Raw genomic sequence first — 22,655 nt, 5'->3', positions numbered from 1 at the left:
GGAGCAGATCATGTTTGATTACGAAACACTGAAGCTGGTGTGGTGGGTGTTGATCGGCGTGCTGCTGATCGGCTTCGCCTTGACCGATGGCTTTGACATGGGGGCCATGGCGCTCATGCCGTTTGTGGGTAAAACCGACAATGAGCGGCGGGTGGCGATCAATACCATTGCCCCGCACTGGGATGGCAATCAGGTGTGGTTCATCACCGCCGGTGGCGCGCTGTTCGCGGCGTGGCCGATGGTCTATGCGGTGGCGTTTTCCGGGTTGTACTGGGCCATGCTGCTGGTGCTGTTTGCCCTGTTCTGCCGGCCGGTAGGCTTTGACTACCGCAGCAAGCTGGAAAACCAGAAGTGGCGCAATGCCTGGGACTGGGCCCTGTTCACCGGTGGCGCCGTACCAGCCCTGCTGTTTGGCGTGGCCTTCGGCAACCTGTTTCTGGGCCTGCCGTTCCGCCTCGACGAGTTGATGCGCTCCAGCTACGAAGGCTCGTTCTTCGGTTTGCTGCACCCGTTCGCCCTGCTCGCTGGCGTGGTCAGTTTGAGCATGCTGAGTATGCACGGCGGGGCTTGGCTGATGCTGCGTACCGATGCCGATCTGCATGCACGGTCGCGTGTGGCCACCCGCTTGTGCGCCCTGATGTACCTGACGGCCTTTGCCGGTGCGGGCGCCTGGCTGGTAGCCTCGATTCCTGGGCTGACCCTGGCCGATGGGCTCAACACCGGTGGTGCGATCAACCCACTGAGCAAACAGGTGGCGGTGGGTAACGCCGGCTGGCTGGCCAACTACAGCCACTACCCGCTGACGATCATCGCCCCGGCGCTGGGCTTTGCCGGCGCGCTGCTGGCCCTGCTCGGTGCCCAACTGAACCGCGCGGGCGTGGCCTTCCTCGGCAGTAGCCTGGCGATTGTCGGCACCATCTGCACCGCCGGCTTTGCGCTGTTCCCGTTCGTGTTTCCATCGAGCCTCGATGCCGCCTCCAGCCTGACGGTATGGGACGCGGTCTCCAGCCAGAAGACCCTGGGCATCATGTTCATCGTGGCGTGCATTTTCGTGCCGCTGATCCTGGGGTACACGCTGTGGTGCTACACCCGCATGTGGGGACGCCTGACCAACAAGACCATCGAAGCCAACCCTCACGGGCTGTATTGATCCGAGCCTGTTCGGCGCAGGCCTGCCTTGCGCCGATCAGCACACCCGCCGCCCAACGCGGCAAGGAGAACATCATGTGGTACTTCACCTGGATACTCGGCGTACTGTTGGCCTGCAGCTTCGGCATCATCAACGCCCTGTGGCTGGAAACCCACCAGAACCTTGATGAAGAGGTGACGGGTGACCAGTAAGCCCCGTCCGTGGCTACAGCGCGGTTACAGCCGCGCTGTGTCGCTGCTGCTGGCGACACCGTTGACGTTGATTTTCCTGATCCACCCGGCGGTGATGCTGGACGCCGATGGCCACTACAGTCATCGGCTGATCATGCTGAGCATGCTGGGTATCTCCAGCGGCTTCATTCATGGAGTGGGTTTTGACCCGCAAAGCCGGCTGTGGCGCAGCGTCTTCCATCCCCTGCTGGGATGGCTGCTGATGGGGCTGGGCTATGCCATCCTCTGGCAAGCCCGCGTTCAAGCCGTGGCTTAGGTGTACTTGGTAAAGATGGCGCGAACCTGGGCGAGTTTTTCCTGATTGCTCTGTTCAGGGCTGAGGATCGCGTCTTCCACCAGGCACACCAACATTTCCTGATAGGCCTTGTCGAGGGCCTTGCGTGCCGCACTGAACTGCTGGGCAACCGCCTCACACTCATCACCGCGCGTGATCATTGCCTGGATGCCGCGAACCTGCCCCTCGACGCGGGCCAGCCGCTTGAGGATGGCATCCCTGCTCTTTGATTCTTGTTGTTTTATCATGTCTGAACTCTGCAATACGCCGTAAGGTCGATACGCTGCTCTTCCTGAGCAACCCTTCAGGTTTTCTCCCGTGAATAATGCTGTTCGTAGTGGGTCGCATTTTCGGCCCGCCACTTTGCATGGCCGACTGTACCGTGTCCAGCAAACGAAACCCGGTCTCAGGTCAACGGTTTGCCATTCACGCGGCGCTCGCGCAGTTGCTGTTTCAACCGCCGCACTGGCGGGGCATAGAGAAAGCCAAACGACACGCTGTTTTTCCGGCCTTTTATCGCGTGGTGCATCAGGTGGGCACGGTACAGCCGCTTCAGGTACGGATGGCGCGGCCTGGGTCGCACCGGCCAGTGGCGGTGCACGATGCCGTCATGGATGACGATATAGATCACACCAAACGCCGCCACGCCTGCACCGATCCACTGCAGCGGGTCGTGGCCGGCGTTGCCCTCTGCGATCAGGCCGACGGCCACCAGTGCGAGGGCCAGCAGGTAAACGTCGTTGGTTTCCAGGGCGCCCAGGTGTTTTTCATGGTGGGACCGGTGCAAAAACCAGCCCCAGCCATGCATGACGTACTTGTGCGCCAGGTAGCCGACACCTTCCATGGCCGTCAGGGTGCAAAGGAATATCGCGAGGTGGGCAATCATAGGAAACAGGTGGCTCGGTAAACGTCGGCGTCAGGGTATGTGAACACTGGCCGACGGTCTAGGCTCACGGCTTGGAAAGCATTTCCCGATGCTTGCGCAGTTGCTCGATCATCTGCTCCATGTGTGCAATGGCCTTGTCGACTTTTTCCACGGAGTCGAGGTTCATCATGGGGCCTTGGTTCATCATCGAACCCTGGTTCATCCCACCCATCATTTTGCCACCGCCCATGCAGCCGCCCATTTCGTACATGCCGTTACCCATGGCCTGCTGGTGAGCCTTCATCATTGCCTGGCGCTCTTCAGGGGTTTTGCTGGCCATCCAGCGTTCGTGCATTTCGCGCATTTCGGTCATGTGCTGCTGCCACTGCTGGTCTGCGTCAGGCGGCGTTTGCGCGCCGACACCACAACTGACCAGTAACAACGCCAAGCCAACTACGGGGAGTGATCTGCTCATGTTCGAACACCTTAACGGGTGGAGGTCGTTGTTTCACTCTAGGCCAACGTACCCACTTGCGCTTGACCTACATCAGGCAGATCGACGCTTCGAGCACACGGCAAAAAAAGCCGTCGCACATGGCGCTATATAGATATTAATATAGCGAAACACCGTCATAGGAAAGGAAGCCCTGCATGAACGCACCCGCCAAGGAAGCCGTAGGCGAGGTCTACGACATCGAGGCCATGAAGTACGCGCAAGCCATGACCTGGCGCGCGATCGACATGCTGTCGGCATTGATCCGTCCCGGCATGCGCGAGTCCGAGGCTATTGCACTGGGCAAGCAGGTGCTCGCCGAGTTGGAGATGCAACGCATCTGGCATCCGCTGTTGGTGCGATTTGGCAGCAACACCCTGAAGATGTTCAAGGAGCGCTCCGAGGGTGACCCGGTGCTGGGTGAAGACGATATTTTCTTCATCGACATGGGTGCGGTATGGCGCGGGCACGAGGGCGACGCCGGGGCAACCTTCACCACCGGTACGGATGCGCAAATGGTGGCCTGCGCCGCTGCCGCCAAAACGCTGTTCGACACGGTGCAACAGCGTTGGGCCAATGAGCGCGTCGCGGGGCAGGAACTCTATCGCTACGCCGAGGAGCAAGCCGAGGCCATGGGCTGGCGCTTGAACCTGAACATCAAGGGCCACCGTGTCAGCGATTTCCCGCATGCGATCTATCGGGGAGGCGACCTGGGGGATTTCGAGCGCTGCCCGAATGCCGGCCTGTGGATCCTTGAAATCCAGATTGCCCACCCCGAAAAGCCCTATGGGGCATTTTATGAGGACCTGCTGGCCTGACACGCAGAACACAGGTATGAGCGAGAGAACCTACCCTTACAAAGCCTGGCTGCTGACACGCAGCTTTCAGCCCCTGGAGATAGAGTTGGTCGCCAGGGGCTACATTGGCAGTGCGTACGATTGCACCGAAGCCGGTCGCAACTACCACATCGAGGACTTGTACCCCTCCAAAGAGGCCGTCATCGCTTACGGTGAAAGACGCTTGGCCGAACTTGCCGAAGAACTGGCAAAACAGAACCTCAACCTGAAAAAACGGCGCTGTGAACTGCTGCGGCACAAGTGATCACCAAACGTACTGAACTGGCGTAATCAAGCGGTCTTCAGTTGGCGCGCACCTCGGCCCGGTGGGCGCGGAAGTGGTGCTGCTCGGTACGGCGGCGATGATGATCAACGTCGGCTAGCGCTTCTGAGCACAACAGGCCGCATCACAGGCCGCCGGCGGTGCTTTCCAACCATTCGGCCAACTGTTCGGGAGGCAGCGGGCGGGCGAACAGGTAGCCCTGCCCCACTTCGCAACCTTGAATCTGAAGCAGCGCACGTTGCGCTTCGTTCTCCACACCTTCGGCTACCACGGTGAGGTTCAGGCTCTCGCCAATACGAATCACTGCGCGGGTCAGGGCCTGTGCCGCAGTGTCGTGCTCCATGTCATGCACAAAGCTTTTGTCCAGCTTGAGGGTGCTCAACGGAATGCGCCGCAAGTAGCTCAAGCTGGAATAACCGGTGCCGAAATCGTCCATCGCCAATTCAATGCCCAGCGCATGCAATTCGTGCAGGTTGAGCATGATGCTCGGGTTGGGGTCGAGCATGACGCTTTCGGTAATTTCCAGAGTCAGGTCATGGGGCTGCAGTGCGTATTGCTTGAGCGTGTCGATGATCTGCCGTGGCAGGTCGCGGTTATGGAAGTTGGTCGCTGACAGGTTCACCGATACCCCCGGCACTACCAAGCCCTCACTGCGCCATTGGGCCAGTTGCCGACAGCTTTGCGTGAGCGCCCAATCGCTTAGCGCGCCAATCAAGCCGGACTCTTCAGCCAGTGGAATAAAGCGGGTCGGCGACACATGGCCAAAGACCGGGTCATGCCAACGTGCCAGCGCCTCAACGCCCAACAGGGCACCCGTCTTCAGGTTCACCAACGGCTGGTAGTGCAGTTGCAGGCGCTGGGCCAGCAGGGCATTACGCAGCGCGATTTCGAGGGTGAGGCGTTCTTGAGCAAGCTGGTTCATGTCGTTGCTGAAGAAACTGAAGCGGCCACGCCCGCGGGTTTTCGCCTGGTACATGGCAAGGTCGGCACAATGCAGCAGGGTTTCCATATCCTGACCGTCATCCGGGTACTGGCTGATGCCAATGCTGGCGGACGGCATCAGGGTAATACCACCGATGTCACAGGGCATGGAAATCAATGCCTGCAGGCGCTCTACGGTGTCGACAGCCTGGGCGGCGGTACAGGGGTTGAGGACGATGACGAACTCATCGCCCGACCAGCGCCCGATGATCTCGCTGTTGTAGGCGTCGCTGCGCAAGCGCTCGGCGATCAGGCACAGCAGGTCATCGCCCGCCGGATGACCGAAGGAATCGTTGACTTGCTTGAAGCGGTCAAGGTCGATGAACAGGACCGCCAGCGACTGCTGGTTGCGCTCGGCGCTGGCAATCGCCTGGTCGGCATTGGCCAGCAGCAGATTGCGGTTGGGCAACCCGGTGAGGCTGTCGTAGAACGCCAACTGACGTATCTTCAGGCGCGCGCTATCGCGCTCCAGGGCCAAGGCGCACAGGTGGGTACAGATCTGCACCAGACGCTTGTGAAACTCACTCGGGTCGCGCACCTCCCGATAATAGAAGGCGAAGGTACCAATCACCTGGCCTGCGCTGGTTTTGATCGGTGTAGACCAGCAGGCGCGCAATCCCAGGGGCAGTGGCAGGTGTTTATAGGGCGCCCAGAGCGGGTCGTTTTCAATATCACGCACGTGTACCGGCGAACCGATAAAGGCAGCCGTGCCACAGGAGCCGACATCGGGGCCAATCACCACACCGTCCAGCGCGCGTGCGAAACTCTGCGGCAGGCTTGGGCTGGCCAGCGGGCGCAACATGCAGTGTTCATCGACACGCAGAATCGAGGCAACCACCTCGGGCGCAATGCGCTCGACTTCGTTGCAGATCAGCGTCATCACTTCGGCCAGCGGTGCCTCACCCGCCATCGACTCCAGCGCCTTGCGCTGCAGCACCTCATGGATCTTGGCATCGGTGAGGTCGTTGACCACGCAGACGACGTGACTGAACGCACCGTGCCCATCAACAATAGGGTTGACCCGCAAGGCGCACAGCAGGGGCTGTTTATGCTTGCTGTAAAGCAGTTCTTCACTGCTGTAGGAGTTCCCGGTGTCCAGGTGTTCAAGCACCTCGCTCAAGGGCGTGATCTGGGCCTGCAGGCTGTTGAACAGTTGCATGAGCGGCTTGCCGAGCAACTCCTGCGGCGTGTAGCCAAACAGCCTGTGCACCGCGTCATTCGCAAACAGCACACAGCCCTTGTGATCCGCCAGCACCAGCGCATTGTGCGAATGCTCGGCAAACAGCGAGATCAGCCGTGTACGCTCGTGTTCAAGGTGCTCCTGCTCGACACGGGCAGTGACATCGGCCGCGAACTGGACCACTTTGGCCACTCGCCCATCAGCCGCGAAGACCGCTTTATAGGTTGCGGCCAACCACAGCTGGCGACCATCAGCACTCGTGTACGGGTACTGGCCGCTGATGGCCTGCCCGTTCCTGAGGCTGCCCCATAGCCGATCACACGCCGAGACATCGCTCAGGCTGCTGGCGTATAGCATTCGATGGTGAAGGCCGCAGAGTTGCGAAGGTGAATAGCCGAAGAGTTTCTGGTAGAGGCCGTTGGCAGCCAGCAGGATGCCGTCAGGTGAAAACTCGGCAATCGCCAGCGAGTCATCGAGGATGCTCAGCAGCGCCTTATGTTCCAACGTCGGGGGCAAGGGTTCGCTCGACAACAGGGACATGGCTGACCTTCTTTCCATAGAGCAACTAAACACTTGACCCGTCCGCTACCCATGGGGATAAGCGTGGCGTACAGAATTCAAACAATCTCAAGAACACCATCATATTGCCATCATCCTTTTGCCACTTATCAAAGTCAATAAATAGCACTGCCAAACAGCCCTTTTAACGCTGAACAGGCCACGCTGCGCGGGCACGGCACACCGTGAACTTCGCCCTGATAAAAGCCATTAAACGATTCAGTGAAGACGATATGTGCTGTCTTGAACAGGTATAACTACTGCATGCTGGAGTATGTTCCAGGGCCTGTAACTATACCTTGGAACATATATGACTGTTTGCAGATCCTTTTATGTATGCAGCACCGCTGATCTGCCAAGGTTAAGCACCATTATGGCCCAAGCAACGTGGCCAACTCATCTGCCCGCTCCTTGGTCATGCGCAGGGTACACGCGGCACCATTGAGTATGTCCATGGTGCCGCCGGTAAGGGTGTAGTACATCCCGCAGTTGGCATCACGGTATTTGATCCACGCACGCTGAGCATCACGCAATTTGCCTTGCTGGGCAGGTTCCAGCCCGGCCATGGCGGTTTTATAGCCTTGGTTCAAGCGAGCGTCCTGGCGCTTGATCTCGGCGCCACTGCATTCATTCATGGTGGAGGTAACACCGCCGGAGGCATCCATGCACTGGCTGTACGCCGCCGAGTAGCCGTCTTTCGCCAGCACCGCTTGCGTCGTTGCACACAGCAATAGCGCGGCGCAAAGGGTCGTTTTTTTCATGTTCTAGGTCCTTGGGAACGTCAGCAGATCGACAGAAAGACGCAGCATGCAGGCCGGGCAGCGCCAAGACAATGGGAAGCATTGCCCCCTTGGGTTAGTGATTGCCTTCGCTCAGACGCGCGCAGCCCATTAGTACGTGCTGCGGCACACGTCGACCACGCAGGTGCGCAACCAGCGATGGCCCGCGTCGCCTTCACGGCGTTCGTGCCAGGCCTGCTGAAACTCAAAGGCCTTGATTGCCAGCGGCGGCTCGAAGATCTGCAGCCTTGGGTCAAGCGTGTCGCAAGACAGGCTGCGTCGGGCAACGGTGAGAATCAGGTCAGTACCGGCAATGACGCCCTGGGCCACCCCCCAGTGCGGCAGGGCCAACGCAACCCGGCGCTTTTCGCCGAGCGTCGCCAAGGCCTGGTCAATCTCGTTGTCTGCACCTGGACGCATCGCCACCAACACATGTGGGCGCGCCAGCCAGGCACTCAAGCTCAGTACGCCCTCAGGGGGCAAGCGCTCGCGGTCGGCGACGCAAATGAAGGTCTCTTCAAACAGCGACGCCGTGCGCAACTCCTGCGCCGGGCGCGGAAACACGCCCAGCGCCAAGTCGATTTCACCATCAATCAGCTGGCTGAGCATCGCTTCACGGCTGCCTTGGGTGACGACCAGATCAACCGAGGGCGCTTCGCCCCGCAGCCGTGCCAGCAACGGCGGCAGTAGCACTCGAGCGCCGTAATCCGACATGGCCAGGCGAAAACTGCGGCGTGCGCGAGCCGGGTCGAAGCCGGGGCTGACCAGCAAGGCATCAAGTTGCTGCAGGGCATCGTGCAAGGGCGGCATCAGTTCGCGTGCTCGGGCAGTGAGCTGCAGCCGGCCACCCTGGCGCACCAGCAACGGGTCGGCGAACAGTTCGCGCAGCTGCGCCAGCGCATGGCTGACCGCCGGTTGGCTGCGGTGCAAACGCACGGCTGCCCGAGAGACATGCTGTTCGACCAGCAGCGCATGCAGGGTCAGTAACAGGTTCAGATCAATGCGGCGCAGATCATCCATCACGCGAATAGTCCCTGTTGATAATTCGAATTTCCATTATTGAAATGGATATTCAAGACTGCGCCAAGCCTGCTATTCACCGTTTTAAGGATGCACACCATGAGCCTGTCACTGTCTCCCGCCATCGTTGTACCGCTGGCCGTCGCCCTGTTGGCCGGCGCCGCAGTACCCTTTCAGGCCGGCAGCAATGCCGCATTGGGGCGCTTGCTCGGGCATCCGTTGTGGGCCACGCTGGTGTCGCTGGCGGTAAGCCTGTTGATGGTGCTGCCCGCACTGCTACTGATGCGCGTACCGCCGCCGCAACTGACAGCGGTGGCACAGGCGCCCTGGTGGGCGTGGCTGGGTGGCGTGGCGGGTGTGGCCTATATCACGGCAGCACTGATCCTGACACCACGCTTGGGCGCCGCCGGGTTTATCGTCTGCGTAATCGCCGGCCAGGTACTGTCGTCACTGGCCATCGATCAATGGGGCTTGATGGGGTTACCGGTCAAACCGGTCAACGGGTTGCGGGTGTTCGGGGTGGGCCTGATCGTGGCCGGCATGGTGGTGGTTCAGTGGGGCACCTCGGCCAGCCGATGAGGCGCCATGCGTTCCTCGGCAGATACCGTCTGGCGCTCGGCCTTTACCTGATGCAGCGGCCCGAGGTTGCCACTGACCCAGAACACTGTGGCACTCAGTGCGATCAGAAGCAGCCAGTCGAGCAGGCGCCAACGGGGTATTTCGACACCCTTTCGTCGCTGCCAACAATGCCAGCCCTGCCCTGCGGCAAACACTGTAAACGCGGCGAGCCAGAGGTAGTAGCCCCAACCAAACCCGGCCACACGGGCAAAATCATAGCTATGGTTGTCCGGCACCCGGCTTATCCACAGGCAGGAAAGCGCCAGCCCCCAGGCCGCCAGGGCTATGACTAACGCCAACCACGGCCAGCGCCGTCGACACAGCAAGGCCAGGCCGAGCAACGGGTTGGCGAACCAGCCATAGAGCTCGAAAATCACCCCCCACCAGCCGGCAATCAGCAAATGCATCGCCGAAAACGCGCTGCCCGTGTTCAGCTCAAGGGCATCGAAAAACAGGCTGCATAGGAACAGCATCAAGCTGATCGTGAGGTAACTTGGGCGCACCGTCATATCCATTTGACCGTTTCAAAAGTGCGCCACCCTAAGCGATCACGCCGCTCGACGCTTGTATTTTCGCGCTGTTACGCACAAAACCAGGCGGCTCAGGCGGCTGAGGCGCCGTCGTCGTCCGGCCAACTCGGCTCGTTGGCTTCCAGCGGTGGCAACCCATGGGCCGCCCGCGCCTTATCGCAGGACGGATTGGGTTGGCCATTGACCCAGGCCGCATCAAACTCACGGCAAGGCGTTGAGCGTTGCTCATACAGCGAGCAACTGACCGCCTTGCCCACTTCACCCTCAAGGCCGATGCAACGGCTGGGCTTACACCCTGTGCCCAGCATGGCAACACGGCTAGGGCTGATCTGCTCGACCAACTCGTCGGGCACCAGCCCGCCAGCCGAGCTGCATTCACCCCAGAAAAAAGACACACGGAAATACGCGCAGCAGGCACCGCAATTCAAACAAGGATTGTTTTCGGACATGATGGGGAACAGGGGGGAGGAATATCGTTATAGGGAGAAACCCGAGCAATATTCTATGCTTCGCCCAGTATTTGAACAGTGGGCGCAAAAATTAAATTCGCGTTCCCGACAAACTGCTACTGCCCGGCCAAGGAGGCCTTTGATGTCGTTGACTCACCGCCCTGTTATCGCTACTGACCTCGCCTTGCTCTGCACCTTCCCGCAAGGCCCGGAAGAGCTCTACTTCATGTTCCCGAAAGCCTCGTTTCCGTTGACCGAGGCACAGTTGCAAGCCTCCATTGATCAGCGCGCCAACTCAACGGTGGTCGAGCTGAATGGGCGGGTTGTCGGTTTCGCCAACTTCTATGAATGGGAACGAGGTGGGCGCTGCTCGATTGGCAATGTGATTGTCGACCCGGCAGCCCGCGGCCAGGGTGTAGCCCGTTACCTGATCGAACAAATGATCGCGATGGCACAGGAGCACTACCAGGCCAAGGACGTGGAATTGTCCTGCTTCAACCAGAACACCGCCGGCCTGTTGTTGTACCCACAGTTGGGCTTTGTGCCCTATGGGATCGAAGAGCGCAGCAATCAGCGCGGTGAGCGGGTGGCGTTGGTGCAGATGCGCCTGCAGAGGGCTTGAGCATCACAGGCAAGCCTGCCCCAACCGTTGTGGGTGCAGGCTTGCCTGCGATCTTAATCGCGGGCGGGCTTGGTCGCTTTCGGCAGTTCCAGGCCGTCTGCGCGGAACATCTGGCGAATACCACGCAGTGCCTGGCGGATACGGTCCTGGTTCTCGATCAGGGCGAAACGCACGTGATCGTCGCCGTAATCACCAAACCCGATGCCTGGCGATACGCAGACCTTGGCCTCGGCCAGCATCTTCTTGGCAAACTCCAGCGACCCCAGGTGCGCATACGGCTCGGGGATTTTTGCCCAGACGTACATTGAGGCCTTGGGGTTTTCAACCATCCAGCCGATCTCGTGCAGGCCTTTGACCAGCACGTTGCGCCGCTGCCGGTATTGCTCGGCGATGTCGCGCACGCACTGCTGATCGCCTTCCAGAGCAGCAATCGCTGCAACCTGCAGCGGTGTGAAGGTGCCGTAGTCGTGGTAGCTCTTGATCCGCGCCAAGGCATTGACCAGCTCCGGGTTACCAACCATGAAGCCGATCCGCCAGCCCGCCATGTTGTAGCTCTTGGACAAAGTGAAGAACTCCACCGCAATGTCCTTGGCGCCCGGCACCTGCATGATCGACGGGGCTTTCCAGCCGTCGTAGACGATGTCGGCGTAGGCCAGGTCGTGAACCACCAGCACGTCGTACTGTTTGGCCAGTGCCACCACGCGTTCGAAGAAGTCCAGCTCTACGCACTGCGCGGTCGGGTTGGACGGGAAGCCGAGAATCATCATCTTCGGCTTGGGGATCGACTCGCGAATCGCCCGCTCCAGTTCATTGAAGAAGTCCACCCCCGGCACCAGCGGCACGGAACGCACCTGGGCGCCTGCGATCACGGCACCGTAGATATGAATCGGGTAACTGGGGTTGGGCACCAACACCGTGTCGCCATGGTCGAGGGTGGCAAGCATCAAGTGCGCCAGGCCTTCCTTGGAACCAATGGTCACGATGGCTTCGCTCTCAGGGTCGATGTCGACCTCGTAGCGTTCTTTGTACCAACGCGAGATGGCGCGGCGCAGGCGTGGAATGCCGCGGGATGTCGAATAGCCGTGGGTGTCTTCACGCTGGGCAACCTGCACCAGTTTCTCGACGATGTGCGGTGGCGTAGCCCCATCAGGGTTGCCCATGCTCAGGTCGATGATGTCCTCGCCACGACGGCGTGCAGCCATCTTGAGTTCGGCGGTGATATTGAAGACGTAAGGGGGGAGACGATCAATGCGCGCAAAGCGGCGCGGCGAACCTTGGTCAGCCATGGCTTCCTCGAAGACGTAAGCGCCCGGAACCGTCCGAGCGACGTTGGCCACTGCGGTGGCCGAGGCAAACAATAGAGCGCCAAGGTCACCGCTGTCCAGAGCTACCGAAGAAAATTGAGCAACTTAGCAGATGTCTTTGTACGCCCCGTCATGCCACTCCAGCGGCGCGGCCAAGCCGGATGTGGGGCTCAGGTGGCTACCCTGGATCGAAGAAAACGGCACACCGTTACTGCCCAGGCTCACCGCTCGCTCGTTTTTATCCGATTCGGTGATGAGGGTATAAGAGTGCTTGCGCATGGCCTGATAGCGCGGGTCGTGGTCGTTCAAGGCCTTGTGATGCACCTTCAACTGCCCTTCATTCAACTGCAGACGCTTGCTCAACGAGGTGCCCCAACGGGTCAGGCAGGTTTCCGCGAAATGCCGCACGATCAACCCCGGCTCGGCCAACGCCTTGTCCCCCGAGGCACCGTCGGCAGCGGCATTGCCCACTAGGGTAGCGTGTCGGCCCGGCATCGGGTACACGCATGTACGGGTGCTGCTGGCGGTCTGCGGAATGACACAGGCGAAGCCTTTGGAGCGCTCGTCGCGTGCGTAGAACGCTACATACTCCTTCACGTTCGCTGCCAGTTTTACCCGGTTATCCTGGAAATTGAGCAAGCCAGGTACCGGGTCGATTGCAAAGATATTCACCGGTATGTGCTTGAGCGCTGCGTCGTTGGCCATGGCGTTGGCCAGCATATGGCAACTGATGCCACCACGGCTCCAGCCAACCATGTTCACTTGGGTAGGGATGACGCCGTTCTTGCGGAAGGTCTTGATGATCTGTTCCTGCAACTGCTGTGGTGTAACGTCACGCTTACCATAGCTATAGCGACGCCAGAACCAGGAACCACTGGCCTCAAGGTCCTTGATCGGAACACCGGCGGCTTTCAGCTGGTTGTACTCCTGCTCGGTCAAATCCTGACGCTGCCAATCGCAGCGGCCTTTGATGATCTGCAGTGCATGACCTACGTTTTCATCCCAACCTCTGCCAAACAAGGTGCCGGTCATGCCGTACGCCTTGTTTTCAACAAACATTTCATCCGCCTGCAGGTTGCCGCTTCCTGGGCCATCAATGATGACCCAATCAGCAAACTCCCGACCCTGCGTGTTAGAGGCCAGCGTCGACACCAACTCGCCATCCCAGAAGTTGGGGTGAAGGTCGTCAAAACGATGGGAACCGGTACCACAAAAATACACTGTCAAAATGCTCATGCTGCCAACTCGATCTGATTGAAGATGGCAGCAGACTAAACGCGGCGAAAAAACGCAGGCATACGGAAACGCGCCCAAAAAAAACCCCGGCATTGAGCCGGGGCTTTTCATGAAGCAGGCGACTGTCAGTGCGCGTAAGTCAGCAACAACTCGGTCGGCACTTTGGTGTCCAGCGACATCATCACGCTCAGGGCGGTAATGGTGAAGATCGAGAACACGAACAGCTTGCGTGCCCAGAGGCGATCATCTACTGCCTTGTAGCCGGTCCAGGCCATGTACAACCAGTACATGCCCATGGCCGCTGCTACCGCCATGTAGCTCATGCCGGCGTAGCCGCCGATGGTGAGCATCAGGGTGGCAAGCAGGAACGCGATGATGTACAGCAGGATGTGCTTCTTGGCGACACCAATACCGCGCTTTACCGGCAGTACCGGAATCGACGCTGCGAGGTAGTCGTTGAAGCGGAAGATCGCAATCGCATAGGAATGCGGCATCTGCCACAGGCTGAACATCACCAGCAGGGTCAGCGCAGCCAGGTCGAAGCTGTTGCTCACGGCGCAGTAACCGATCACCGGAGGCATGGCACCGGACAGGCTGCCAACCAGGGTGCCGTGCACCGATTTACGCTTCAGGTACAGGCTGTAGAAGCCGACGTAGATGACGAAGCCGATCAGGGCAAACAGCGCCGCCAGCGGGTTGGCCTTGACGTACAGCAGGCCAAAGCCGGCCACCCCGAGCAGGGTGGCGTAGACCAGCGCCAGTTTCAGCGAGATCAGGCCCTGAACCATGGCGCGGTTCTTGGTACGTTCCATCTTCAGGTCGATGTCACGGTCGATGCAGTTGTTGAACACGCAACCGGACGCCACCACCAACGAAGTACCAATAACCGTCGCCAAGAACAGTGCGAAGTCGACATGCCCTTGCGCGGCAAGGAAGAAACCGCCTGCCACAGAAAGCACGTTACCGAAAATGATCCCCGGTTTGGTGATTTGGATAAAGTGCTTAAAGGACATGCTGTCTACCTCACTTCGCCATCATGCTGGTGTGGATGCTGAACATGATCCACAGGGACAGACCGACCAGCAGCACGATAACCAGCCCTGTGAACAGGAAGGCACTGACGTTCCAGCGCTGCTCACGCGAGCTGTCCAGGTGCAGGAAGTAGAACAGATGGACGACTACCTGGATCACTGCGAAGGCCACCACGATCAGGATGGTCATGTCTTTTGGCAGGCTTGGGTACATCACCAGACCAAATGGAATGACCGTCAGGATGACCGACAGGATGAAACCGATCGCGTACGACTTGTAGCTGCCGTGGCTGGCGTCGTGACTATGATGAGCGTTAGCCATTTACAGAACCCCCAGCAGGTAGACAACGGTGAACACGCAGATCCAGACCACGTCCAGGAAGTGCCAGAACAGGCTCAGGCAGCTCATGCGGGTCTTGTTGGTCGCGGTGATACCCTTCTTGTTGATCTGGTACATCATTACAGCCATCCAGATCAGGCCGCCGGTCACGTGCAGACCGTGAGTACCCACCAGTGCAAAGAAGCCCGACAGGAAGCCGCTGCGCTGAGGACCGAAGCCCTCAGAGATCAGCAGGTGGAACTCGTTGACTTCCATCACGATGAAGCCAAGGCCCAACAGGAAGGTGATGGCCAACCAGGCCAGCACACCATTCTTGTTGCCCTTGTACATCGCCAGCATCGCGAAACCGAAGGTGATACTGGAGAACAGCAGCAGCGCTGTTTCAGCCAGTACGTAGTTCAGTTCAAAGATGTCATGACCCGACGGACCACCGGCGAAGTTACTCGACAGTACCCCGAAGGCCGCGAAGATCGACGCAAACAGAATGCAGTCGGTCATCAGGTAGAGCCAGAAACCGAATACGGTCATCGGGCCCGAGTCGTGGTGTTCTTCGTGCCCATGGTCGTGACCATGAGCAGCATCAGCATTCAATACATGACTGGACATTGATTAAACCCGTTCAAACGATTCGACACGTGCGCCATGCACTGGGGAGCCGGTTGCCAGGCCCAAGGCCTTCAAACGCTCACCCTCGATGCGGGCGACTTCCTCTGCAGGAACCATGTAGCCCTGGTCGTCACGTGCAGCATGAGCAACGAAGACCGCAATGGTGCCAACCAGGCTGGCGACAACCAGCCACCAGATGTGCCAGATCATGGCGAAACCGAACACAGTGATCAGTGCACCCATCCACACGCCAGTGGCGGTGTTGTTCGGCATGTGGATCGCGCTGTACTTGGCAGGAGCCTTGTAAGCAGAGCCATCACGCTTGGCTTCGGTGAATGCATCCAGGCCGGCATTAACTGGCAGGGTGGCGAAGTTGTAGAACGGTGGTGGCGACGAAGTCGACCATTCCAGGGTGTGGCCGTTCCACGGGTCACCGGTAACGTCCATGTTCTGCTTGCGATCACGGATCGAAACGTACAGCTGGATCAGCTGGCAGGCGATACCGAACAGGATCAGCACCGCACCAACCACGGCAACGTACAGGTACGGTTCCCAGGCAGGGTTGGTCGAGCTGTTCAGACGACGGGTCATACCCATGAAGCCCAGCGCGTACAGTGGCATGAAGGCCACGTAGAAGCCGGAGATCCAGAACCAGAAGGCCGCTTTGCCCCACTTCTCGTTCAGGGTGAAACCGAAGGCTTTCGGGAACCAGAAGGCGAAACCGGCGATGTAGCCGAATACCGCGCCACCGATGATCACGTTGTGGAAGTGAGCAATCACGAACAGGCTGTTGTGCAGAACGAAGTCAGCACCTGGAACCGCCAGCAGAACGCCCGTCATACCACCGATGGAGAAGGTGATCATGAAGCCCAGGGTCCAGCATACTGGCGCGGTGAAGCGCAGACGGCCCTGGTAGATGGTGAACAGCCAGTTGAACAGTTTCACACCGGTCGGGATCGAAATCAGCATCGTCGCCAGACCGAAGAAGGTGTTGACGCTAGCGCCCGAACCCATGGTGAAGAAGTGGTGCAGCCAAACGCCGAAGCCCAGTACCGAGATCGCGCCGCTGGCGTAGATCATCGACTTGTGGCCGAACAGACGCTTGCCGGTGAAGGTCGAAATGACTTCCGAGAACACGCCGAACGCCGGCAGGATCAGGATGTACACCTCAGGGTGACCCCACGCCCAGAACAGGTTGACGTACATCATCGGGTTCCCACCAAGCTCGTTGGTGAAAATGTGGAAGTCCAGATAACGGTCAACAGTCAGCAGTGCGAGTGTAGCGGTCAGGATCGGGAACGATGCAACGATCAGGATGTTGGCCCAGGTGCAGGTCCAGGTGAAGATCGGCATGTCCATCAGCTTCATGCCAGGCGCGCGCATTTTCAGCACGGTGGCAAGGAAGTTGACGCCCGTTAGCGTTGTCCCCAATCCGGATATCTGTAGCGCCCAGATGTAGTAGTCCACACCGACGCCAGGGCTGTACTGAATCCCGGCCAGCGGCGGATAGGCAACCCAGCCGGTCTTGGCGAATTCACCAACGCCCAGGGAGATGTTGACCAGCGCAACGCCGGACACCAGCAGCCAGAAGCTCAGGGAGTTCAGGAACGGGAAGGCCACGTCACGCGCACCGATCTGCAGCGGCAGGACGATGTTCATCAAGCCGGTGAAGAATGGCATGGCCATGAAAATGATCATGATCACACCGTGAGCGGTGAAGATCTGGTCATAGTGTTCGGGCGGCAGGTAGCCCTCGCCGCCGCCAGTGGCCATGGCCAACTGGGTACGCATCATGATGGCGTCGGCAAAGCCGCGCAGCAGCATGACCATCGCGACGATGATGTACATCACCCCGATTTTCTTGTGGTCGACCGAAGTCAGCCACTCAGTCCACAGGTAGGTCCACTTGCGGAAATAGGTGATAGCACCGATCAGCGCGATACCGCCGAGCGCGATCATGGCAATGGTCACCATGACTATCGGCTCGTGATACGGTATCGCATCCAGACTTAGTTTACCGAACATCTCTTACTCCTCTGCCCCAGCAGCTGAATGCATACTCGTGTCCACCTCTTGCACAGCGGCTACTTCCTTGCTGGCTTCCTTCTCGTGGTGCACAGGCTTGCCACGTTTCATGCCTTCGTACTTGTCGACGATGGTCTGGAAGAAGTCAGCCGGTGCAGCGCCGTACAGCGCAACCGGATTGTTTTCGCTTGGTTTGGCCAGAGCCTCGTACTCAGCTGCTTCCAGCTGCTTAGGCGACTGCTTGACTTCGTTTACCCAGGCGTCGAAATCAGCCTGAGAGGTGGCAATTGCCTTGAACTTCATACCGGTGAAACCCGCACCGCTGTAGTTGGCGGAGATACCGTCGAACTCACCCTTCTCGTTGGCGATCAGGTGCAGCTTGGTGGTCATACCGGCCATGGCGTAGATCTGACCGCCCAGGCCCGGGATGAAGAACGAGTTCATGACCGCATCGGAGGTCACGCGGAAGTTAACCGGGGTGTTGGCCGGGAAGACGATCTTGTTGACCGTGGCAATGCCTTGTTCCGGGTAGATGAACAGCCATTTCCAGTCCAGCGCGACCACGTCGATCTGTACCGGCTTGACCTCGGAGTCCAGAGGGCGATACGGATCCAGCGAGTGGGTGGTCTTGTAGGTGACATAGCCCAGCGCAATGATGATCAGTACCGGGATGGTCCAGACCGCCACTTCGATCTTGGTCGAGTGCGACCAGTCAGGCGTGTAGTTGGCCGCCTTGTTGGAAGCACGGTACTTCCAGGCGAATGCGATGGTCATCAGGATGACCGGAATCACCACCAACAGCATCAGGCCGGTAGCGATCAGGATAAGGTTCTTTTGCTCAATGCCGACCTGACCCTTCGGGTCGAGCAGGGTCCAATTGCACCCACTGAGAAAAAGCATGCCTAAAAAGGGCAGAATGCCAAACAGTCTGGGGTAACGCTTTTTACTCATTTCACGACCTCTAGAGCAGCTTGCTTCAATGCAATTTGTGTTTTGGTCGCCAACACTTCGTCCTGCCAAGCGTTAGCATTTACGGGATCGAATAGGGGCATGCATGGAGGAGCGCTGTGGCGACTCAGCAAAACCCTATATAACGACGGTTATTATTTTGACTTCGTAGGCAACGGGCCTGTCTTCAGACCAAGTCCATTTGGTGCGGGAAATCACGGAGGGGGGTCAGCCCGGCATCGCCGCTGGCGATGCTCGACAGAGTCAGCGAAAAGAGCCTTAGCTCCTTTAATCCTGCGACTCGCAAGCGGTGCCGAACGGAAATTGGGGGCGATTGTAGATATGTAACTTGGCATTGACTATGACTTATTGCGCAACAGTCCTTTACAGAAACTGCAACAATAAATCGTTCAAAATCAATTTTGCGACAGTTTGTCGCACCCCTCCCAGTACGCCTGAAAGGCCCGCACTACAAGGGCTGCGACTTGATCCAGATCAATGCTGCTGCGACATTCAAGGCGCACCGGATGTCGCAGCGCACTTGCCCGGCGCGTGACTTTTGTCTAAGGCTGGCGACGGTTGCGGTAGATGCCCAGCGGTACCAGAACAGCCGTCAGGGTAAAGGCCAGCAGCGCCCATTGCGCCAGCGACAAACCCATTACCGGCGGGTAGGGCGTGGAGCAAAAGCCATCGACCTGAAACACCAGCGGCAGAACCGAAGCCAGCGGCAACCCGTCGACGATCGGTTGCAGGGTGTCGATACCACAACTGACGGCCGGGTTGGCCAGAATATAGACATGGTTGCCCGCAGCGGCGATGCCGCCTATGGCGCTCAGTACTACCAGTATCTCGAAGACCGTCAGGCTGCGCTTACCGGGCATGGCCGCACCGATGAAGGCAAACAGGGCAATCAGCAGCAACGCGTACCGCTGCAGGATGCACAGCGGGCACGGTGCCTCACCGAGGACGATCTGCATATACAGTGCGCCTCCGATCAACGCCAGGCAGATTATCCCCAGCAGAACCAGAAAGCGCCGCTCTCGATTCAGGCGCTGTACGTGTTCATTCATTGCCGTTCCCTTTAATAGATAAATGACTCCGCTGGCGGCCGACCGCCACACGAAAGTCTACACGCTGGCTCTGGCCTTTGAATGTGCAAAATTCGCGCCCCGCATCGGCCATCGCGGCTCGGCCGATCGCCGAGCGTTACCTCGGGGCAACGGAACGTATCGGAAAGGAGGCATGCGTGATAGACATCAGGCAGTGAAGGATAAGCTGATTAATGCAGGATTAACCTTTAAAGGTTTTTACACATCGAGCTTTTTCCGCTGCGGCGCAGCGTATTGAACCGCCAACAAGGCCGGCTCCAGGCAGGAGTCGGCCTTGCTGGGGATTGTGGAGGGTTATTCCAGCGCTGCAGCCGGCCCGAAGAACTCATAACGGCTCTGCTGCTCCGGCACACCCAGGCCTTTCAGGTGACGCTTGACGGTCGCCATGAAGCCCTTGGGCCCGAGGAAGTAGGCATCCAGGTCACGCTCAGCCGGCAGCCACTGATCCAACTGGTCGAGGGTCAACAGCCCCACGGCATCGGCAGCCGGGCTGGCGCCATCGTCTTCGGCGTAGCAGTAGAAGCGCTTGAACTGCGGATGCGTCGCCGCCAGGTCATCGATCCAGCCACGGAAGGCATGCACTGCACCGTTACGGGCGCAGTGGATAAAGTGAATCAAGCGGCCCGTGGAAAGCGCTGCCTCCACCATCGCCAGCGTCGGCGTGATGCCTACGCCACCACTGATCAGCACCAGCGGCTTGTCGCTGGCAGCCAAGGTGAACTCGCCCGACGGCGGGAACAGGTTCAGGGTATCGCCCACCTGCAGTTGCTCATGCAGGTAGTTGGAGACTTTACCGCCCTCCTCACGCTTGACACTGATGCGGTATTGGCCGCCCTTGCTCAATGCCGACAGCGAGTAGTTGCGACGATGCTCTTCGCCGTCGATGAACAGCTGCAGGCCGATGTACTGACCCGGCTCTGCCGCCAGAATCGCACCGCCATCTTCAGGCGCGAAGTAGAAGGAAACGATCTCGCTGCTCTCCTCCACCCGCGCAGCCAGCTTGAACACCCGCGCACCACGCCAGCCACCGACGGCTTCGGCTTTCTGGTCATAAACCTGGGCTTCGGCGCCGATCAGGATGTCGGCCAGTTGTTGATAGGCTGCCCCCCAGGCGGCAATGACTTCAGGGGTGGCAATTTCACTGCCCAACACTTCTTCAATGGCGCGCAGCAGGCAGCTACCGACGATCGGGTAGTGCTCTGGCAGGATCTGCAAGGCCACATGCTTATTGATAATCTGCCCGACCAGCCCCCCCAGTTGCTCGAGCTGGTCGATATGCCGCGCATACATCAGTACGCCATTGGCCAATGCACGTGGCTGGTCACCGCTGGCTTGGTGAGCCTGGTTGAACAGCGGACGCACCTCGGGGTACTCGCTGAGCATGAGCTTGTAGAAGTGCGTGGTCAGCGCTTCACCACCGCTTTCCAGCAGCGGCACGGTTGCTTTGATGATTGCACGGTCTTGGGCATTGAGCATAAGGGGACTCCTGAGCCTATGGCTTCTGTAAAAAACTGCCATGAGTAATTCAGGAACCGTGCCAAGTTTAAAATTCAATAAAATCAATAACTTAAAAAATATAGAGTCATTATGACCCGATCTGTTTTATAGTCATTTCGACCAACAGGAGTCATTATGACCGCAAAGCCCCTGCTCACCGCCCTGCTGCCACTGGTTAGCGACCTGTCCCGCGAGCTGCCGGAACGCGAACGCTATCGACGCCTGCTGGAGGCCATGCGAACCCTGTTGCCATGCGACGCTGCGGCCTTGCTGAAACGCGAGGGCGAATGGCTCGTGCCATTGGCGGTCGACGGCTTGAGTACCGACACCCTGGGGCGGCGCTTCAAAATCAGCGAGCACCCGCGTTTTCAGGTGTTGCTAAGCCGTCACGAACCCACACGCTTTGCCAGCGACAGCGACCTGCCCGACCCTTATGACGGCCTGGTCGAAGGCCTGCACCAGCACCTTGAAGTACACGACTGCATGGGCTGTCCGCTGTTCGTTGATGAACAGCCTTGGGGGCTGATTACCCTGGACGCACTCGCCCCGGAACGCTTTCAGCAGATTGAGCTTGATGCCCTGCAAGCCTTCGCCAGCCTGGCCGCCGCAACGGTCAAGGTGGCCGAACGGATCGAGCGCCTGGCCCTGCGCATAGAGGACGAACACCAACGGGCCGAACTCTACCGCGAGGCCAGTGGTTTTCAGGAGCGGGAGTTGATCGGCCAGAGCAAGCCGCACAAACGCCTGCTTGAAGAGATCGCCCTGGTAGGCGGCAGCGACCTGACCGTGTTGATCACCGGCGAAACCGGGGTCGGCAAAGAGTTAGTGGCCCAGGCCATTCATGCAGCCTCGTCACGCGCCGACAAGCCGCTGGTCAGCCTGAACTGCGCCGCCCTGCCCGACACCCTGGTGGAAAGCGAACTGTTCGGCCATGTACGTGGGGCCTTTACCGGCGCAGTGGGTGAACGCCGCGGCAAGTTCGAGCTGGCCAACGGCGGCACGCTGTTTCTCGATGAGGTGGGCGAGCTATCCCTGCAGGTGCAAGCCAAACTGTTGCGCGTACTGCAAAGCGGCCAGTTGCAACGGCTGGGTTCGGATCAGGATCATCGGGTGGATGTGCGCCTGATTGCCGCCACCAACCGCGACCTCTCCGAAGAGGTGCGCGCCGGTCGCTACCGCGCCGACTTCTATCATCGCCTGAGCGTCTACCCTCTGCAGGTGCCGCCGCTGCGCGAGCGTGGGCGCGATGTGCTGCTGATCAGTGGCTACTTCCTTGAACAGAACCGCTCCCGCATGGGCCTGAACAGCCTGCGCCTGACACCCGACGCACAGGCCGCACTGCTGGCCTATAACTGGCCAGGCAATGTCCGCGAGCTGGAGCACTTGATTGGCCGCTCGGCACTCAAGGCCCTTGGACAACACCCGGAACGACCGAAAATTCTCAGCCTGAGCGCCAGCGACCTCGACTTGCCGGCACCCCACAGTGAGTCGGCCTCGGTCAGCAACACTGCAAGCCCTGCCAGTGCGACGGTGGTCGGCGACCTGCGCCTGGCGCTGGACACCTACCAGCGCGACCTGATCAAAACCAGCCTGGAACGCCATCAACACAATTGGGCGAGTGCCGCACGCGAGCTGGGCCTGGATCGGGCCAACCTCAATCGCCTGGCCAAGCGCCTCGGTCTACGCTGACG

General features: G+C 59.3%; 25 protein-coding genes. 8 read left to right on the top strand and 17 right to left on the bottom strand.

Annotated features, from left to right (window positions below):
- Nucleotides 1–10: 10 nt before the first annotated feature.
- The 3 genes from cydB to AB7M23_RS10345 all read left to right on the top strand — a co-directional run bounded on the left by cydB (nt 11) and on the right by AB7M23_RS10345 (nt 1,636).
- Nucleotides 11–1,150 carry a cytochrome d ubiquinol oxidase subunit II gene (gene cydB, locus AB7M23_RS10355; protein WP_454240766.1) on the top strand — a complete coding sequence of 380 codons (1,140 nt, stop codon included), beginning with the start codon at nt 11–13 and terminating at the stop codon, nt 1,148–1,150.
- 74 nt (nt 1,151–1,224) lie between these two features.
- A complete protein-coding gene (cydX, locus tag AB7M23_RS10350; protein WP_065758871.1) occupies nt 1,225–1,341 on the top strand; it encodes a cytochrome bd-I oxidase subunit CydX in 117 nt (38 codons plus the stop codon).
- Complete coding sequence (locus AB7M23_RS10345) at nt 1,331–1,636, top strand: cyd operon YbgE family protein (RefSeq protein ID WP_065758872.1); 306 nt, start codon at nt 1,331–1,333, stop codon at nt 1,634–1,636. The genes cydX and AB7M23_RS10345 overlap by 11 nt, the downstream gene beginning before the upstream one ends.
- Here AB7M23_RS10345 and AB7M23_RS10340 read toward each other — a convergent pair.
- The 3 genes from AB7M23_RS10340 to AB7M23_RS10330 form a co-directional block, all read right to left on the bottom strand.
- Complete coding sequence (locus AB7M23_RS10340; protein WP_065758873.1) at nt 1,633–1,902, bottom strand: metal-sensing transcriptional repressor; 270 nt, start codon at nt 1,900–1,902, stop codon at nt 1,633–1,635. The genes AB7M23_RS10345 and AB7M23_RS10340 overlap by 4 nt on opposite strands.
- A gap of 158 nt (nt 1,903–2,060) precedes the next feature.
- A complete protein-coding gene (locus AB7M23_RS10335; RefSeq protein ID WP_454240765.1) occupies nt 2,061–2,540 on the bottom strand; it encodes a sterol desaturase family protein in 480 nt (159 codons plus the stop codon).
- 64 nt (nt 2,541–2,604) lie between these two features.
- On the bottom strand, nt 2,605–2,994 hold the full coding sequence (locus AB7M23_RS10330) for a hypothetical protein (RefSeq protein ID WP_454240764.1): 390 nt from the start codon (nt 2,992–2,994) through the stop codon (nt 2,605–2,607).
- A gap of 176 nt (nt 2,995–3,170) precedes the next feature.
- On the opposite strand from AB7M23_RS10330, the gene AB7M23_RS10325 reads away from it, so the two are divergent.
- Both AB7M23_RS10325 and AB7M23_RS10320 read left to right on the top strand, forming a co-directional pair.
- A complete protein-coding gene (locus AB7M23_RS10325; RefSeq protein WP_454240763.1) occupies nt 3,171–3,830 on the top strand; it encodes a M24 family metallopeptidase in 660 nt (219 codons plus the stop codon).
- A 16-nt stretch (nt 3,831–3,846) separates the two neighbouring features.
- The gene (locus tag AB7M23_RS10320; RefSeq protein ID WP_454240762.1) at nt 3,847–4,113 is read left to right on the top strand and encodes a hypothetical protein; all 267 of its coding nucleotides are present in this window, start codon (nt 3,847–3,849) and stop codon (nt 4,111–4,113) included.
- 142 nt (nt 4,114–4,255) lie between these two features.
- On the opposite strand, the gene AB7M23_RS10315 is transcribed toward AB7M23_RS10320, so the two are convergent.
- The 3 genes from AB7M23_RS10315 to AB7M23_RS10305 form a co-directional block, all read right to left on the bottom strand.
- Nucleotides 4,256–6,832: a sensor domain-containing protein gene (locus AB7M23_RS10315; RefSeq protein ID WP_454240761.1), complete on the bottom strand. Its 2,577-nt coding sequence runs from the start codon at nt 6,830–6,832 to the stop codon at nt 4,256–4,258.
- Nucleotides 6,833–7,221: 389 nt separating this feature from the next.
- On the bottom strand, nt 7,222–7,611 hold the full coding sequence (locus AB7M23_RS10310) for a lysozyme inhibitor LprI family protein (protein WP_454240760.1): 390 nt from the start codon (nt 7,609–7,611) through the stop codon (nt 7,222–7,224).
- 129 nt (nt 7,612–7,740) lie between these two features.
- Nucleotides 7,741–8,649 (bottom strand): LysR family transcriptional regulator, encoded by a 909-nt coding sequence (locus AB7M23_RS10305; RefSeq protein WP_454240759.1) that lies wholly within the window; start codon nt 8,647–8,649, stop codon nt 7,741–7,743.
- Nucleotides 8,650–8,748: 99 nt separating this feature from the next.
- Between AB7M23_RS10305 and AB7M23_RS10300 the strand changes: the two genes are divergently transcribed.
- Nucleotides 8,749–9,228 carry a DMT family transporter gene (locus AB7M23_RS10300; protein WP_454240758.1) on the top strand — a complete coding sequence of 160 codons (480 nt, stop codon included), beginning with the start codon at nt 8,749–8,751 and terminating at the stop codon, nt 9,226–9,228.
- On the opposite strand, the gene AB7M23_RS10295 is transcribed toward AB7M23_RS10300, so the two are convergent.
- On the bottom strand, nt 9,201–9,740 hold the full coding sequence (locus AB7M23_RS10295) for a hypothetical protein (RefSeq protein ID WP_454240757.1): 540 nt from the start codon (nt 9,738–9,740) through the stop codon (nt 9,201–9,203). The genes AB7M23_RS10300 and AB7M23_RS10295 overlap by 28 nt on opposite strands.
- A gap of 128 nt (nt 9,741–9,868) precedes the next feature.
- Nucleotides 9,869–10,246, bottom strand: coding sequence for a YkgJ family cysteine cluster protein (locus tag AB7M23_RS10290; RefSeq protein ID WP_065758882.1), 378 nt, complete (start codon nt 10,244–10,246; stop codon nt 9,869–9,871).
- Nucleotides 10,247–10,388: 142 nt separating this feature from the next.
- On the opposite strand from AB7M23_RS10290, the gene AB7M23_RS10285 reads away from it, so the two are divergent.
- Complete coding sequence (locus AB7M23_RS10285) at nt 10,389–10,868, top strand: GNAT family N-acetyltransferase (protein ID WP_454240756.1); 480 nt, start codon at nt 10,389–10,391, stop codon at nt 10,866–10,868.
- Between the two features lie 53 nt (nt 10,869–10,921).
- On the opposite strand, the gene alaC is transcribed toward AB7M23_RS10285, so the two are convergent.
- The 9 genes from alaC to hmpA form a co-directional block, all read right to left on the bottom strand.
- On the bottom strand, nt 10,922–12,154 hold the full coding sequence (alaC, locus tag AB7M23_RS10280) for an alanine transaminase (RefSeq protein WP_065758900.1): 1,233 nt from the start codon (nt 12,152–12,154) through the stop codon (nt 10,922–10,924).
- 123 nt (nt 12,155–12,277) lie between these two features.
- Nucleotides 12,278–13,408 carry a hypothetical protein gene (locus AB7M23_RS10275; RefSeq protein ID WP_454240755.1) on the bottom strand — a complete coding sequence of 377 codons (1,131 nt, stop codon included), beginning with the start codon at nt 13,406–13,408 and terminating at the stop codon, nt 12,278–12,280.
- Between the two features lie 125 nt (nt 13,409–13,533).
- Nucleotides 13,534–14,421 carry a heme o synthase gene (cyoE, locus tag AB7M23_RS10270; protein ID WP_330521966.1) on the bottom strand — a complete coding sequence of 296 codons (888 nt, stop codon included), beginning with the start codon at nt 14,419–14,421 and terminating at the stop codon, nt 13,534–13,536.
- 10 nt (nt 14,422–14,431) lie between these two features.
- Nucleotides 14,432–14,761, bottom strand: a complete 330-nt coding sequence (gene cyoD, locus AB7M23_RS10265) for a cytochrome o ubiquinol oxidase subunit IV (protein WP_065758886.1) — start codon at nt 14,759–14,761, stop codon at nt 14,432–14,434.
- Nucleotides 14,762–15,385: a cytochrome o ubiquinol oxidase subunit III gene (cyoC, locus tag AB7M23_RS10260; RefSeq protein ID WP_454240754.1), complete on the bottom strand. Its 624-nt coding sequence runs from the start codon at nt 15,383–15,385 to the stop codon at nt 14,762–14,764. It abuts the gene before it with no gap.
- A gap of 3 nt (nt 15,386–15,388) precedes the next feature.
- A complete protein-coding gene (gene cyoB / locus AB7M23_RS10255) occupies nt 15,389–17,410 on the bottom strand; it encodes a cytochrome o ubiquinol oxidase subunit I (protein ID WP_065758888.1) in 2,022 nt (673 codons plus the stop codon).
- Nucleotides 17,411–17,413: 3 nt separating this feature from the next.
- Nucleotides 17,414–18,361, bottom strand: coding sequence for a ubiquinol oxidase subunit II (cyoA, locus tag AB7M23_RS10250; protein WP_065758889.1), 948 nt, complete (start codon nt 18,359–18,361; stop codon nt 17,414–17,416).
- Nucleotides 18,362–18,921: 560 nt separating this feature from the next.
- On the bottom strand, nt 18,922–19,428 hold the full coding sequence (locus AB7M23_RS10245) for a disulfide bond formation protein B (RefSeq protein WP_454240753.1): 507 nt from the start codon (nt 19,426–19,428) through the stop codon (nt 18,922–18,924).
- 333 nt (nt 19,429–19,761) lie between these two features.
- The gene (hmpA, locus tag AB7M23_RS10240) at nt 19,762–20,943 is read right to left on the bottom strand and encodes an NO-inducible flavohemoprotein (RefSeq protein WP_065758891.1); all 1,182 of its coding nucleotides are present in this window, start codon (nt 20,941–20,943) and stop codon (nt 19,762–19,764) included.
- A 156-nt stretch (nt 20,944–21,099) separates the two neighbouring features.
- Between hmpA and norR the strand changes: the two genes are divergently transcribed.
- A complete protein-coding gene (gene norR, locus AB7M23_RS10235) occupies nt 21,100–22,653 on the top strand; it encodes a nitric oxide reductase transcriptional regulator NorR (RefSeq protein ID WP_454240752.1) in 1,554 nt (517 codons plus the stop codon).
- Nucleotides 22,654–22,655: the final 2 nt, after the last annotated feature.

The organism is Pseudomonas sp. HLS-6 TE3448 (assembly GCF_053629555.1).
Note: the sequence above shows the minus strand (reverse complement) of the source record. Positions and strands in the feature narration are given on the sequence as shown.